The sequence below is a fragment of the Pseudomonas sp. Ost2 genome (assembly GCF_018326065.1).
In the GTDB taxonomy this organism is placed as follows: Bacteria; Pseudomonadota; Gammaproteobacteria; order Pseudomonadales; family Pseudomonadaceae; genus Aquipseudomonas; species Aquipseudomonas gingeri.
This window is the reverse complement of record NZ_AP021904.1, coordinates 5,338,672-5,351,883: the sequence shown is the minus strand read 5'-3', so window position 1 is coordinate 5,351,883 and position 13,212 is coordinate 5,338,672. Positions and strand designations below refer to the sequence as shown.

Here is a 13,212-nt window from a genome sequence, read left to right as displayed (position 1 = left end):
ATTCGCCATGACCGCCATCGCCCGCCTCACCCTGTTAACGCTGGTCCTGGGGTTGAGCGCTTGTGCGGTCCATCGGCCACCACCGAGCGGCCCGACGATCCCGCCTTCCGGCCCGACCACCCAACCCTATCCGCCGGCGACGCCGGGCAAGCCGATCCCACCGGCCAAGCCACGCCCCAGCACCTCGGCGACCTTCGCCCCGCCACCGGGTGGCCGCAGCCACTGGGACGGGCAGATGGGCGTCTACGTACTCGACAGCCAGCCCAACACTTTCTACCGCCAGCGCACCTACTACCGCTGGGACAACGGCTGGAGCCGCTCCATCAGCCCCAACGGACCGTGGGAAGAAACCGATGTCCACGGCGTGCCGCCGGGGTTGAGCAAACAGTTCGGGCAGTGACAGGACTCAGAGGCTGATCCTGGCGAGCGGGGTCGGCTTGTCGGCGGATCGGCCCGGGCCATGTCCGCAAACATATCTCCTGGCGAGGCAGTCGAACCCGAGGCGGTGATATTTCATCCCCGAGCCTGCTGATCGGCGCTATAACGGTCTTGTTGAGTCTGCAACCGTTGATGCCCCTACCCAAGGAACCTGAATTCCCATGAAATCGATTTTCGGCAAGTCGGCCCGCCGCAGTGCGTTGGCCTCGGCGATGAGCCTGGCGGTATTGATGTCTGTCGGCGTGGCGCAGGCCGCCGACGCTCCGGCCCAGAGGGTCGCGGTACGCGGCGAGATCACCGCGGTCGAGGCCGATGCGCTCAAGGTGCATACCCTCGCCAACGAAGATGTCACGGTCGCCCTGACCAAGGACACCCAGGTGCGCGGCGTGACGCTGGCGAAGCTGGCGGATATCAAGCCCGGCAGTTACATCGGCACGGCGGCGATGCCCGGTCCGGATGGCACGCTGACGGCGATGGAAGTGCATGTCTTCCCGCCGGAGCTGGCCGGTACGGGCGATGGTCACCGGCCATTCGACCTGGCACAGGGCAGCACCATGACCAATGGTCGCGTGGGTGAGTTGAAGGTCGCCAATGGGCGGACCCTGACCCTCAGCTACAAGGGCGGCGAGAAGAAGGTGGTGGTGCCGGACGATGTGCCGGTGGTCAACCTGGTGCCGGGGGATCGCAGCCTGCTCAAGCCCGGTGTGAAGGTGGTACTGTTTGCCCAGCAAGGGGCGGATGGCAAGCTGACGGCGGCAGGGATTTCGGCAGGGGAGAACGGGGTCAAGCCACCGATGTAGGGGGGGCTGTTCGATTGCCTTCGCGGGCAAGCCCGCTCCCACAGGGATACCGTGGGAGCGGGCCTTCCTGCCCGGTTTGAACGTTATTTGCCGTTGTAGATCTGGTCGAACACGCCACCGTCATTGAAGTGGGTCTTCTGCACGGTGCGCCAGTCGCCAAAGGTCTTTTCCACCGAGAGGAAGTCGACTTTCGGGAAGCGGTCGGTGAACTTGGCCAGCACCGCCGGATCGCGCGGACGCAGGTAGTTGTTGGCGGCGATTTCCTGGCCTTCCGGCGACCACAGGTACTTCAAGTACTCCTCGGCCGCTGCGCGGGTGCCTTTCTTGTCGACCACCTTGTCGACCACGCTCACCGGTGGCTCGGCTTCGGCGGAGACGCTCGGGTAGATCACTTCGAACTGGTCACGACCGAACTCGCGGGCAATCATTTCCGCTTCGTTCTCGAAGGTCACCAGCACATCGCCGATCTGGTTGGTCATGAAGGTGGTGGTGGCGGCGCGGCCACCGGTATCGAGCACTGGCGCCTGCTTGAACAGCTTGGCGACAAAGTCCTTGGCCTTGTTTTCATCACCGCCGTTCTTCAGCACATAACCCCAGGCCGACAGGTAGGTGTAGCGGCCATTACCCGAGGTCTTCGGGTTCGGCACGATGACCTGCACGCCGTCCTTGAGCAGGTCCGGCCAGTCCTTCAGCGCCTTCGGGTTGCCCTTGCGCACGATAAACACAGTGGCCGAGGTGAACGGCGCGCTGTTGTTCGGCAGGCGGGTGACCCAGTTGTCCGGTACCAGCTTGCCGTTGTCCACCAGGGCGTTGATGTCGGTGGCCATGTTCATGGTGATCACGTCCGCCGGCAGGCCGTCGATAACCGAACGCGCCTGTTTGCTGGAGCCGCCGAAGGACATCTGCAGGGTGATGTTCTCGTTGTGCTCGGCCTGCCAGTGTTTCTGGAAGGCGGTGTTGTAGTCCTTGTAGAAGTCGCGCATGACGTCATAGGACACGTTCAGCAGGGTCGGGGCGGCCTGGGCCACGCTGCCGAAGGCCAGGCCGGCGGCCAGGAGTGAGGCGCCAAAGAGTTTTTTCACTGCGCATTCCTTGTTCGAGTAGAGAGAGGGCATTTTGCCAGCGACTATAACGGCGCTGGCATAGTCATTTAAAGATTAAAAAGTACTGTACTTATTCCATTTTTCGGAAAAGGGCATTGCCACACCGGGAGCAGAAAGAGGCTTCGGGTTCGTGGCTGTTCTTCCGGCACACCGGGCAATCGTGCTTGAGCTGTTCGCCGCGCAGGGTGCTGGCCAGTTCGGCGGTGAAAATCCCGGTGGGCACGGCGATGATCGAGTAACCGGTGATCATCACCAGGGCCGAGATCACCTGGCCCAGGGCTGTCTTGGGCACGATGTCGCCGTAGCCGACCGTGGTCAGGGTGACGATAGCCCAATAGATGCTTTTCGGAATGCTGGTGAAGCCATGTTCCGGGCCTTCGATCACGTACATCAGGGTGCCGAACACGGTCACCAGGGTGCAGACGCCGAGCAGGAATACCAGGATCTTCTGCTTGCTGCCACGCAGGGCATCGAGCAGGTAATGGGCCTGCTTCAGGTAGGGGCTGAGCTTGAGTACCCGGAAGATCCGCAGCATCCGGATGATCCGGATGATCAGCAGGTACTGGGCGTCGCTGTAGTAGATCGCCAGGATGCCCGGGACGATCGCCAGCAGGTCCACCAGCCCGTAGAAACTGAAGGCGTAGCGCAAGGGGCGTGGCGAGCAATAGAGGCGCGCCAGGTATTCGATCGCGAAGATCAGGGTGAAGCCCCATTCGATATAGGCCAGGGCATCGGCGAAGTTCTGGTGGACGCTTTCGATGCTGTCGAGGATCACCACCACCAGGCTGGCGAGGATGATCAGCAGGAGGATTTTGTCGAAGCGCCTGCCGGCGACGGTATCGGTTTGGAAAACCATGACATAGAGCCGTTGGCGCCAGTCGTTGCTGCTGTTCATGAGGTGCTGCCCGAACGGTAAATGTGGGAAGCGTGGGGGAATCGCGGTCAATGCGCAAGCCGGGCCGGGAGCAACACCCGCGCGCCGGCCCGGGCCAGCCAGCAGGCCAGGACAAAGGGGGCGGTCAGCGGTTCCAGGCCCAGGGGGCCGAAGCCCGCGGCCAGGAGGATCGCCAGGGCGATGCCGGCCAGCGTCAGCCAGGGTTGCCGGGGTTGCGCACTCAAGGCCAGGGCGGCGAGGGCGGCGTTGTAGCCACTCAGTCCCGATAGCGCCGGGGAAGGTTCGGTACAAAGGCTGAATGCCAGTCCCATGCAACTGCCGAGCAGGGCCCAGAGGGCAGCCCGCCGATTGGCCAGCAACAGGCCGGTCATGATCAGCGCGCCGGCCAGTGGTTCGGCGAGGAACATGATCTGGCCGAAGCCGTTGAGTGCCGCGCGTGGCAGGTCGGACAGCTGCGGTTCGAGTGCGGGTACGCCGATCGTCGGCAGGGGCGTGGCGAAGGTCAGCAGCGCCCAGCCAAGCAGAACGAAAGGTGCGGTGTAGGCGGGCAGGCGCTCGCCGGTGTAGGCCAGCCAATGCCGGACCAGGATCGCACTCAGGCCGCTGGCGGCGACGATCAGCAGTGGCAGCAATGCCGACCAGGGCCATTGCAAGCTGATCAGCAAACCGAGCAGTACGCCGTTGTAGCTGTAGAGGCCGGCCTGGCGCTCGGCCTTCGGATAACCACGGCGCTGGGCCGTGAGCAGGCCGGCGAGCCCGCCCAGCAACGCACCGCCCAGCAGGCTCGGAGCGCCGACCAGGATCGCCAGCAGGCAGCACAGGCCACAGAGCGGGTGACGCTGGAGGACGATCTGGCTGAAGCCGTTGAGCAGGGCAGTGGCCCAGTCGGGACAGTGCGGGTTGAAGGGGTTCGATTGCATGGTGGCGGGTCAGGGAATCTTTTTGTGGCAGGGAGATTCTCTTCGTGGGCAAGCCCACTCCCACAGTTCAGCCCTGCAGGAGTGGGCTTGCCCACGAAAAGGCCGGTGCAGGCAACTCAGATCAAGGTTTCGATCCGCAGCGAGTTGGTCGAGCCGGGCTGTCCGAAGGGCACGCCCGCAGTGATCAGCAAGGTGTCGCCACGCTCCGCCATGCCCTGGGCCTGGGCAATCTCCAGGGCCGTCGAACAGACTTCATCCACTTGTCGCAAGCGGTCGTTGACCACCGAATGCACACCCCAGGTCAGGCTCAGGCGGCGGGCGGTCTGCACATTCGGCGTGAGGTTGAGGATCGGTGCCGCCGGCCGTTCCCGCGCCGCTCGCAGGCTGGAGGCGCCGGACTCGCTGTAGTTGACCAGCACGGCCACCGGCAGGATGCGGCTGATACGGCGGATCGCGCAGCTGATGGCATCCGAGACCGTCGCCTCCGCCTGCGGCCGGCTGACATCCAGCTGGGTCTGGTAATCCGGCCCGCTTTCCACCTGGCGGATGATCTTGCTCATCATCTGCACGGCCTCCAGCGGGTAGTCGCCGGAAGCGGTTTCGGCCGAGAGCATCACCGCATCGGCACCTTCGGCCACGGCATTGGCGACATCGGTCACTTCCGCGCGGGTCGGGGCCGGGGAGAAGCGCATCGACTCCAGCATCTGCGTCGCCACCACCACCGGTTTGCCCAGTTGGCGGCAGGTGCCGATGATGTCCTTCTGGATCTGCGGCACGCTTTCGGCCGGCACCTCGACGCCGAGGTCGCCGCGGGCAACCATGATCGCGTCGCTCAGTTCGGCGATTTCCCGCAGGCGTTCGACCGCCGACGGTTTCTCGATCTTGGCCATCAGGAAGGCGCGGTCGCCGATCAGCTCGCGGGCCTCGCGGATATCTTCCGGACGCTGCACGAAGGACAGGGCCACCCAGTCCACGCCCAGTTCCAGGCCGAAGCTCAGGTCCTGGCGATCCTTGGGCGTCAACGGGCTCAGTTCCAGCAGGGCCTGCGGGACATTGACGCCCTTGCGGTCGGACAACTCGCCGCCATTGAGCACCGTGGTGTCGATGGCATCACGGTGCTTGCCGGTGACCCGCAGGCGCAGCTTGCCATCGTCCAGCAGCAGGTCCATGCCCGGTTCCAGCGCGGCGATGATTTCCGGGTGCGGCAGGTTGACCCGGCATTGATCGCCGGGCGTGCTGTCGAGGTCCAGGCGCAGGGCCTGGCCACGCACCAGTTGCACCTTGCCTTCGGCAAAGCGGCCGACCCGCAGCTTCGGGCCCTGCAGGTCCATCAGGATGCCCAGCGGGTAATTGAGCTGGCGCTCGACGCTACGGATCCACGCGAAGCGCCGGGCATGATCGGCATGCTCACCATGGCTGAAGTTGAGGCGAAAGATATTCACCCCGGCTTCCACCAGTTCGCGGATATCGTCGATGCCACGGGTGGCGGGGCCGAGGGTGGCGAGGATTTTGACTTTCTTGTCAGGCGTCATGTTCGGGGCTCTCATGGGCGGCGCTGTCGAGAATCAGGATGGCGCGGAAGTCGTTGACGTTGGTCCGGGTCGGTTCGGTGACGATCAGCGCGTCCAGGGCGGCGAAGTAGCCGTAGCCATTGTTGTTGTCCAGTTCGTCGCCGGCGCTCAGGCCCAGGGCCTGGGCGCAGCTGTAGCTCTGGGGTGTCATCAGGGCGCCGGCGTTGTCTTCGGAACCGTCGATACCGTCGGTGTCGCCGGCCAGGGCGTAGACCCCGGGCAGGCCCTTGAGGCTGTCGGTCAGACTCAGCAGGAATTCCGCATTGCGCCCGCCACGGCCATTGCCGCGCACGGTGACGGTGGTTTCACCGCCCGAGAGAATCACGCAGGGGGCCGCCAGCGGCTGGCCGTGCTGGACGATCTGCCGGGCAATCCCGGCATGGACTTTCGCCACCTCCCGGGATTCGCCTTCGAGGTCGCCGAGGATCAGTGGGCTGAAGCCGGCCTGACGGGCTTTTACCGCGGCCGCTTCTAGGGATTGCTGGGGACGGGCGATCAACTGGAAATGGCTGCGGGACAGGCACGGATCGCCGGGCTTGACGGTTTCCGACTCGGCACTCTGCAACCAGTCGCGCACCGCTGCCGGAACCTCGATGGCATGGCGCCTGAGGATCGCCAGGGCATCGGCCGAGGTGCTGGGGTCGCCGACGGTCGGGCCCGAGGCGATCACCGTGGCCTCGTCGCCCGGGACATCGGAAATCGCGTAGGTGTAGACACTGGCCGGCCAGCAGGCCTTGGCCAGGCGGCCGCCCTTGATGGCGGAGAGGTGCTTGCGTACGCAGTTCATCTCGCCGATGGTCGCGCCGGACTTGAGCAGGGCCTTGTTGATCGACTGCTTGTCCGCCAGGCTGATGCCGGGCGCCGGCAGTGCCAGCAGGGCCGAGCCGCCACCGGAGAGCAGGAAGATCACCCGGTCGTTTTCGTCGAGGTCGCTGACCCGTTCCAGGACACGCCTGGCGACGGCGAGACCGGCGGCGTCGGGCACCGGGTGAGCGGCTTCGACCACTTCGATTTTCTCGCAAGGGGCACCGTGGCCGTAGCGGGTGACGACCAGGCCGGAAATTTCCCCTTGCCAGCAGCGCTCCACCACCTGGGCCATGGCCGCGGCGGCCTTGCCGGCGCCGATGACGATGACACGACCGCTACGGTCCTTGGGCAGGCAGGGTTCGAGTACCTGTTGCGGGTGGGCGGCGTCGATGGCCGTGGTGAACAACTGACGCAGGAATGCTTGCGGATCGACCGACATGGCGGGCTCCCGGATTTATTGTTATGGGTGCAGAGATTGTTCCCCGGCTCTGCGTGGGAACGCCTCACTGGACGCACCGCGTTGATCGTTCCCACGTTCCGCGTGGGAATGCCGCACTGGACGCTCCGCGTCCGCTTCAAAAGCTTCGCGGGCAAGCCCGCTCCCACAGCATCACCGGCTGCATTTCTTTGCCGCGCGTGGGAACGATCTCCAGGGCGCGCTTATTTGTCGCGGATCGAGAAGTTGGCCATATGCTCCAGGCCCCTGATCAGCGCCGAGTGGTCCCAGTTGCTGCCGCCGATGGCCGCGCAGGTGCTGAAGACCTGCTGGGCATTGGCGGTGTTGGGCAGGTTGATGTTCAGCTCGCGGGCCCCGGCCAGGGCCAGGTTCAGGTCCTTCTGGTGCAGGCTGATGCGGAAGCCCGGATCGAAAGTGCCCTTGATCATGCGCTCGCCGTGCACTTCGAGGATCTTCGACGAGGCAAAGCCGCCCATCAGCGCCTCACGCACCTTGGCCGGATCGGCGCCGTTCTTCGCGGCGAACAACAGCGCCTCGGCCACCGCCTGGATATTCAGGGCGACGATGATCTGGTTCGCCACCTTGGCGGTCTGGCCGTCGCCATTGGCGCCGACCAGGGTGATGTTCTTGCCCATGCTCTGGAACAGCGGCAGGGCGCGGGCGAAGGCCTGGCTGTCGCCGCCGATCATGATGCTCAGGGTCGCGGCCTTGGCCCCGACTTCACCGCCCGACACCGGCGCATCGAGGTATTGCGCGCCCTTTTCATTGATCCTGGCGGCGAAGGCCTTGGTGGCGGTGGGGAGATCGAGCTCATGTCGATGACGATCTTGCCCGGGCCGACCCCGGCGGCGATGCCATCGGCTCGGAACAGCACGTCTTCGACCTGCGGGGTGTCCGGCACCATGACGATGATGAACTCGGCTTCCTGGGCGACTTCCTTCGGGTTCGCCAGGGCCACGGCGCCGGCGGCGACGAGGTCGGCCGGAGCGGCGTCGTGATGCTGGGACAGGAACAGGCTGTGACCCGCTTTCTGCAGGTTCGAAGCCATGGGGTGGCCCATGATGCCGGTGCCGATAAAACCGATTTTAGCCATGAGAAAATCCTCTTGTCGTACTTGTCATAGGGGGATGCGTTCAGATCGCGTTATGGGTTTTCAACCAGCCGAGCCCGGCCTCGGTGGTGGTCAGCGGCTTGTACTCGCAGCCGACCCAGCCCTGGTAGCCGATGCGGTCCAGGTATTCGAACAGGAAGCGGTAGTTGATCTCGCCGGTGCCCGGTTCGTTGCGGCCGGGGTTGTCGGCGAGTTGCACATGATTGATTTCGCCGAGGTGATTGCTCAGGGTCCGGGCCAGGTCGCCCTCCATCACCTGCATGTGGTAGATGTCGTATTGCAGGAACAGGTTGGCGCTGGCGACCTGCTCGCGAATCGACAGGGCCTGGGCCGTGGTGTTCAGGTAGAAACCGGGAATGTCGCGGGTGTTGATCGCCTCCATCACCAGCTTGATGCCCACGGCCTGGAGCTTGTCGGCGGCGTATCGGAGGTTGGCGACCAGGGTCTTTTCCAGGAAGGCCTCATCGAAACCCTGCGGGCGAATCCCGGCCAGGCAATTGATCTGGGTGTTGCCCAGGACCTGGGCATAGGCGATGGCCAGGTCGACCCCGCCACGGAATTCGTCGACGCGGTCCGGGTGGCAGGCGATCCCGCGCTCGCCCTTGGCCCAGTCACCGGCCGGCAGGTTGAACAGCACCTGGGTCAGGCCGTGGGCATCGAGTTGCGCCTTGATCTCGGCGGAGCTGAAGTCGTAGGGGAACAGGTATTCCACGCCACTGAAGCCGGCATCGGCAGCGGCCTTGAAGCGGGCGAGGAAGTCCTGTTCGGTGAACAGCATGGAAAGGTTGGCGGCAAAACGCGGCATGGTGGTCTCCTGTGGAACGGTTTGCGTTGATCCCGTGGGAGTGGGCCTGGTCCGGGCGGCATTCCGACGAAGCTTTTGGCCGCCTCGATGCCTTCTTCGCGAGCAGGCCCGCTCCCACAATCAAGGTCGGTCAGTCGAGCAGTGCGATGGCGGTCGGCGCATCGTTGCCGACCAGCGCGAGGTCTTCGAACTCGTTGACGGCGTTGATCTCGGTGCCCATGGAAATATTGGTCACGCGCTCGAGGATGATCTCGACGATCACCGGCACCCGGAACTCCTCGATCAACTCCTGGGCCTTGCGCAGTGCCGGCTGGATCTGGCCCGGTTCGAACACGCGCAGGGCCTTGCAACCCAGGCCTTCGGCGACGGCCACATGGTCGACGCCGTAGCCGTTGAGTTCCGGGGCATTGAGGTTGTCGAAGGACAGTTGCACGCAATAGTCCATGTCGAAGCCGCGCTGGGCCTGGCGGATCAACCCCAGATAGGAGTTGTTCACCACGACGTGGATGTACGGCAGCTTGAACTGCGCGCCGACCGCCAGTTCCTCGATCATGAACTGGAAGTCGTAGTCACCGGACAACGCCACGACCTTGCGCTCGGGATCGGCCTTGACCACGCCCAGGGCCGCCGGGATGGTCCAGCCCAGGGGGCCGGCCTGGCCGCAGTTGATCCAGTGGCGTGGCTTGTAGACGTGGAGGAACTGCGCACCGGCAATCTGCGACAGGCCGATGGTGCTGACGTAGCAGGTGTCCTTGCCGAACACCTGGTTCATCTCTTCATACACACGCTGGGGCTTGACCGGCACATTGTCGAAGTGGGTCTTGCGTTGCAGGCTGGCCTTGCGCTGCTGGCAATCGCGCAACCAGGCGCTGCGGTTCTTCAGCTTGCCGGCGGCCTGCCATTCGCGGGCGACCTCGATAAAGACCGTCAGTGCCGAGGCCGCGTCGGAAACGATGCCGAGGTCGGGAGTGAACACGCGGCCGATCTGGGTCGGCTCGATGTCGACGTGGATGAACTTGCGACCTTCGGTGTAGACCTCCACCGAACCGGTATGACGGTTGGCCCAGCGGTTGCCGATGCCCAGCACCAGGTCGGACTTGAGCAGGGTGGCGTTGCCGTAGCGGTGAGAGGTCTGCAGCCCGACCATGCCGACCATCAGCGGATGATCGTCGGGCAGCGTGCCCCAGCCCATCAGGGTCGGGATCACCGGGATGCCGGTCAGCTCGGCGAACTCCACCAGCAGCTCGCTGGCGTCGGCATTGATGATACCGCCACCGGCCACCAGCAACGGGCGCTCGGCCTGGTCGAGCAGGGCCAGGGCCTTTTCCACCTGGATACGGGTGGCACCGGGCTTGGCCAGCGGCAGTGGCTGGTAGGCGTCGATATCGAACTCGATTTCCGCCATCTGCACGTCGAACGGCAGGTCGATCAGTACCGGGCCGGGCCGCCCGGAACGCATTTCATGAAAGGCTTTCTGGAACGCGTAGGGCACCTGGCCCGGCTCCAGGACAGTGGTCGCCCACTTGGTCACCGGCTTGACGATGCTGGTGATGTCCACGGCCTGGAAGTCTTCCTTGTGCAGGCGCGCCCGGGGAGCCTGGCCGGTGATGCAGAGGATCGGGATCGAGTCGGCGCTGGCGCTGTACAGGCCAGTGACCATATCGGTGCCGGCGGGCCCCGAAGTGCCGATGCACACGCCGATATTGCCCGCCCTGGTCCGGGTGTAGCCCTCGGCCATGTGCGAGGCACCTTCGACATGACGAGCAAGGACGTGATCGATGCCGCCGACTTTTTGCAGCGCACTGTACAGAGGGTTGATCGCGGCACCGGGAATGCCAAAGGCGGTATCGACCCCTTCACGGCGCATCACCAGAACGGCGGCTTCGATTGCTCTCATTTTGCTCATTATTTTGTGCCTCTTACGTTTTGTAATTGTATACAAGTGGCTTTGCGTCGAGTGTATTCACGGCGAATGGCGCAGGTCAATCCATTTTCTCAAACGGCTGCTGCGTTCGTCGGGAACCCGTGAAATTGAGGTTTTGACGATGTTTAGCGTCTTTTGCAAAATTATTGTATACAAAAATATTTATTATTGTGCTCTATTTGTTGGGTAGAGTGGCGCTTGCATTGAGCGTCAAAGGCTTCCCAACACACCATGAGGACGGCACCCATGAGCGCTTTAACCTTGAAAGTCGCAGTCAGCCTGGCCGGCCAGGCGATTGCGGCGGGACGGACGATTTCCGCGGCCCCGCTGGCCATTGCGGTACTGGATGGTGGCGGGCATCTGGTGACCTTGCAGCGCGAGGACGGTGCCAGCCTGCTGCGGCCGCAGATCGCCATCGGCAAGGCCTGGGGCGCGATTGCCCTGGGCAAGGGCTCGCGCCTGCTGGCGCTGGATGCGCAGCAACGGCCGGCGTTTATCGCGGCGTTGAACAGCCTGGGGCAGGGCAGCGTGGTGCCGGCACCGGGTGGGGTGCTGATCCGCGATCAGGCCGGGCAGGTGCTCGGCGCCCTCGGGATCAGTGGCGATACGTCGGATATCGACGAGCAGTGCGCGATCAGTGCGATCGAGGCGTTGGGGCTGACGGCGGATGCCGGGGTGTCAGCCTGACCGGGGTTGCCGGGGCTGGCAATTATCGATCGGGTTCGCAGCCCTTGAGCACCAGACGCACGATGGTCTGTGCCGCCGCCTCGTAGTCGCTGTCGTCGAGCCTGGCCTTGCCGGTGATCGAGGAGATCTGCCAGTCGAAGTCGGCATAGGTCTGGGTCGCGGCCCAGATGGTGAACATCAGGTGGTTGGGGTCGATGGGGGCGATCTGTCCCCGGTCGATCCAGCTCTGGATGCACTCGATATTGTGCCGGGCCTGGGCGTTGAGCTGTTCCACCTGCTCGGGACTCAGGTGCGGCGCGCCGTGCATGATTTCGCTGGCGAAGACCTTGGAGGCAGCCGGCAGGTCGCGGGAGATGCGGATCTTCGAGCGGATATAGCCGGCCAGCACTTCACCGGGCACGCCTTCGGGGTTGAACGGCGTCGACGCCTGCAGGATCGGCTCGATAATGCTTTCCAGGACCTCGCGGTAAAGGTTGTCCTTGGATTTGAAGTAGTAGTAGACATTGGGCTTGGGCAGGCCGGCCCTGGCCGCGATGTCGCTGGTCTTGGTGGCAGCGAAACCCTTGTCGGCGAACTCTTCACTGGCTGCGCGCAGAATCAGTTCTTTGTTGCGTTCGCGGATGGTGCTCATAAACCAGGGTTTTCCTTGCCTGTCCGGGCGGTTGGGCATGGTAGCACCGGGCTTGCGCGAGTCTCAAGATTGCCCTCCGGGACGCCCGACGGCACACTGTGCAACGCAATTTTCCCGAGGAATGCACCATGGCAGGAAGCAGTTTGCTGGTCTTGATCGACGATATCGCGGCGGTACTGGATGACGTCGCGCTGATGACCAAGATGGCGGCCAAGAAAACCGCCGGGGTCCTCGGTGACGACCTGGCGCTCAATGCCCAGCAGGTCTCCGGGGTGCGCGCCGAGCGTGAGCTGCCGGTGGTCTGGGCGGTGGCCAAGGGATCGTTTCGCAACAAGCTGATCCTGGTCCCGGCGGCCCTGGCAATCAGTGCGCTGGCGCCCTGGCTGGTGACGCCGCTGTTGATGCTGGGCGGTGCCTACCTGTGTTTCGAAGGCTTCGAAAAGCTCGCGCATAAATTCCTCCACAGCCAGGCCGAGGACGAGGCCGGGCATGTCCGGCTGGTGCAGGCGATCGGCGATCCGGCGACCGACCTGGTGGCCTTCGAGCGGGACAAGATCAAGGGCGCGGTGCGCACCGACTTCATTCTCTCGGCGGAGATCATCGCCATTACCCTCGGCACGGTGGCCGACGCGCCGCTGATGCAGCAGGTGGTGGTGCTGTCGGGCATCGCCATCGTGATGACGGTCGGCGTGTACGGCCTGGTGGGCGGTATCGTCAAGCTCGACGACGGCGGCCTGTACCTGAGTCGCAAGGCCGGCGAGGGTGCCTGGGCCTCTTTGCAGCGCAGTCTCGGGCGTGGCGTGCTGAGTGCTGCGCCGTACCTGATGAAGAGCCTGTCGGTGATCGGCACGGCGGCGATGTTCCTGGTCGGCGGCGGGATTCTCACCCATGGCGTACCGGCGCTGCATCACTGGATCGAGGGTGTGGCCGCGGAGACCGGCGGCTTCGCGGTGGTGGTGCCGACGCTGCTCAATGCGGTAGTGGGGATTGTCGCCGGGGCGGTGGTGCTGGCCCTGGTGACGCTGGTCACCAGGCTTTGGCGCGCAACCCGCGGCTGACAGGG

Annotated in this window: 12 protein-coding genes and 1 pseudogene; 4 read left to right on the top strand and 9 right to left on the bottom strand. The window is 64.4% G+C overall.

What is annotated here, in order from left to right:
• Window positions 1-7 precede the first annotated feature (7 nt).
• Window positions 8-400, top strand: coding sequence for a hypothetical protein (locus KI243_RS23385; RefSeq protein ID WP_017124388.1), 393 nt, complete (start codon window positions 8-10; stop codon window positions 398-400).
• A gap of 250 nt (window positions 401-650) precedes the next feature.
• Entirely contained in the window at window positions 651-1,238 is a 588-nt protein-coding gene (locus KI243_RS23380; protein ID WP_085983759.1) for a DUF5666 domain-containing protein, read from the top strand.
• Window positions 1,239-1,321: 83 nt separating this feature from the next.
• Here KI243_RS23380 and KI243_RS23375 read toward each other — a convergent pair whose 3' ends face one another.
• From KI243_RS23375 to gcl, 8 genes and pseudogenes are all read right to left on the bottom strand, one after another.
• Window positions 1,322-2,320, bottom strand: a complete 999-nt coding sequence (locus KI243_RS23375) for a sulfate ABC transporter substrate-binding protein (protein ID WP_017124386.1) — start codon at window positions 2,318-2,320, stop codon at window positions 1,322-1,324.
• 91 nt (window positions 2,321-2,411) lie between these two features.
• Window positions 2,412-3,236 (bottom strand): ion transporter, encoded by an 825-nt coding sequence (locus tag KI243_RS23370; RefSeq protein ID WP_017124385.1) that lies wholly within the window; start codon window positions 3,234-3,236, stop codon window positions 2,412-2,414.
• A 47-nt stretch (window positions 3,237-3,283) separates the two neighbouring features.
• A complete protein-coding gene (locus KI243_RS23365; protein ID WP_212809963.1) occupies window positions 3,284-4,156 on the bottom strand; it encodes an urea transporter in 873 nt (290 codons plus the stop codon).
• Window positions 4,157-4,272: 116 nt separating this feature from the next.
• Window positions 4,273-5,688: a pyruvate kinase gene (gene pyk / locus KI243_RS23360; RefSeq protein WP_017124383.1), complete on the bottom strand. Its 1,416-nt coding sequence runs from the start codon at window positions 5,686-5,688 to the stop codon at window positions 4,273-4,275.
• Window positions 5,678-6,973, bottom strand: a complete 1,296-nt coding sequence (locus tag KI243_RS23355) for a glycerate kinase (protein WP_177088472.1) — start codon at window positions 6,971-6,973, stop codon at window positions 5,678-5,680. The genes pyk and KI243_RS23355 overlap by 11 nt, the downstream gene beginning before the upstream one ends.
• A 221-nt stretch (window positions 6,974-7,194) precedes the next feature.
• Window positions 7,195-8,084, bottom strand: a pseudogene (locus KI243_RS23350) (2-hydroxy-3-oxopropionate reductase).
• 40 nt (window positions 8,085-8,124) lie between these two features.
• A complete protein-coding gene (gene hyi / locus KI243_RS23345) occupies window positions 8,125-8,907 on the bottom strand; it encodes a hydroxypyruvate isomerase (RefSeq protein ID WP_177088468.1) in 783 nt (260 codons plus the stop codon).
• Between the two features lie 130 nt (window positions 8,908-9,037).
• The gene (gene gcl, locus KI243_RS23340; protein ID WP_042934617.1) at window positions 9,038-10,813 is read right to left on the bottom strand and encodes a glyoxylate carboligase; all 1,776 of its coding nucleotides are present in this window, start codon (window positions 10,811-10,813) and stop codon (window positions 9,038-9,040) included.
• 264 nt (window positions 10,814-11,077) lie between these two features.
• Between gcl and KI243_RS23335 the strand changes: the two genes are divergently transcribed.
• Window positions 11,078-11,518 (top strand): heme-binding protein, encoded by a 441-nt coding sequence (locus KI243_RS23335; RefSeq protein ID WP_042934616.1) that lies wholly within the window; start codon window positions 11,078-11,080, stop codon window positions 11,516-11,518.
• A gap of 22 nt (window positions 11,519-11,540) precedes the next feature.
• Here the strand turns inward: KI243_RS23335 and KI243_RS23330 are convergent, their stop codons facing one another.
• On the bottom strand, window positions 11,541-12,149 hold the full coding sequence (locus tag KI243_RS23330) for a TetR/AcrR family transcriptional regulator (RefSeq protein WP_017124377.1): 609 nt from the start codon (window positions 12,147-12,149) through the stop codon (window positions 11,541-11,543).
• Between the two features lie 128 nt (window positions 12,150-12,277).
• On the opposite strand from KI243_RS23330, the gene KI243_RS23325 reads away from it, so the two are divergent.
• The gene (locus KI243_RS23325) at window positions 12,278-13,207 is read left to right on the top strand and encodes a DUF808 domain-containing protein (RefSeq protein WP_212809962.1); all 930 of its coding nucleotides are present in this window, start codon (window positions 12,278-12,280) and stop codon (window positions 13,205-13,207) included.
• Window positions 13,208-13,212 lie beyond the last annotated feature (5 nt).

What these genes read in the sequence shown, in the direction of transcription:
- KI243_RS23385 (WP_017124388.1), top strand. Translation starts at nt 8, where the DNA reads ATGACCGCCATCGCCCGCCTCACCCTGTTAACGCTGGTCCTGGGGTTG.
- KI243_RS23380 (WP_085983759.1), top strand. Translation starts at nt 651, where the DNA reads ATGAGCCTGGCGGTATTGATGTCTGTCGGCGTGGCGCAGGCCGCCGAC.
- KI243_RS23370 (WP_017124385.1), bottom strand. Translation starts at nt 3,236, where the DNA reads ATGAACAGCAGCAACGACTGGCGCCAACGGCTCTATGTCATGGTTTTC.
- KI243_RS23365 (WP_212809963.1), bottom strand. Translation starts at nt 4,156, where the DNA reads ATGCAATCGAACCCCTTCAACCCGCACTGTCCCGACTGGGCCACTGCC.
- pyk (WP_017124383.1), bottom strand. Translation starts at nt 5,688, where the DNA reads ATGACGCCTGACAAGAAAGTCAAAATCCTCGCCACCCTCGGCCCCGCC.
- KI243_RS23355 (WP_177088472.1), bottom strand. Translation starts at nt 6,973, where the DNA reads ATGTCGGTCGATCCGCAAGCATTCCTGCGTCAGTTGTTCACCACGGCC.
- hyi (WP_177088468.1), bottom strand. Translation starts at nt 8,907, where the DNA reads ATGCCGCGTTTTGCCGCCAACCTTTCCATGCTGTTCACCGAACAGGAC.
- gcl (WP_042934617.1), bottom strand. Translation starts at nt 10,813, where the DNA reads ATGAGCAAAATGAGAGCAATCGAAGCCGCCGTTCTGGTGATGCGCCGT.
- KI243_RS23335 (WP_042934616.1), top strand. Translation starts at nt 11,078, where the DNA reads ATGAGCGCTTTAACCTTGAAAGTCGCAGTCAGCCTGGCCGGCCAGGCG.
- KI243_RS23330 (WP_017124377.1), bottom strand. Translation starts at nt 12,149, where the DNA reads ATGAGCACCATCCGCGAACGCAACAAAGAACTGATTCTGCGCGCAGCC.
- KI243_RS23325 (WP_212809962.1), top strand. Translation starts at nt 12,278, where the DNA reads ATGGCAGGAAGCAGTTTGCTGGTCTTGATCGACGATATCGCGGCGGTA.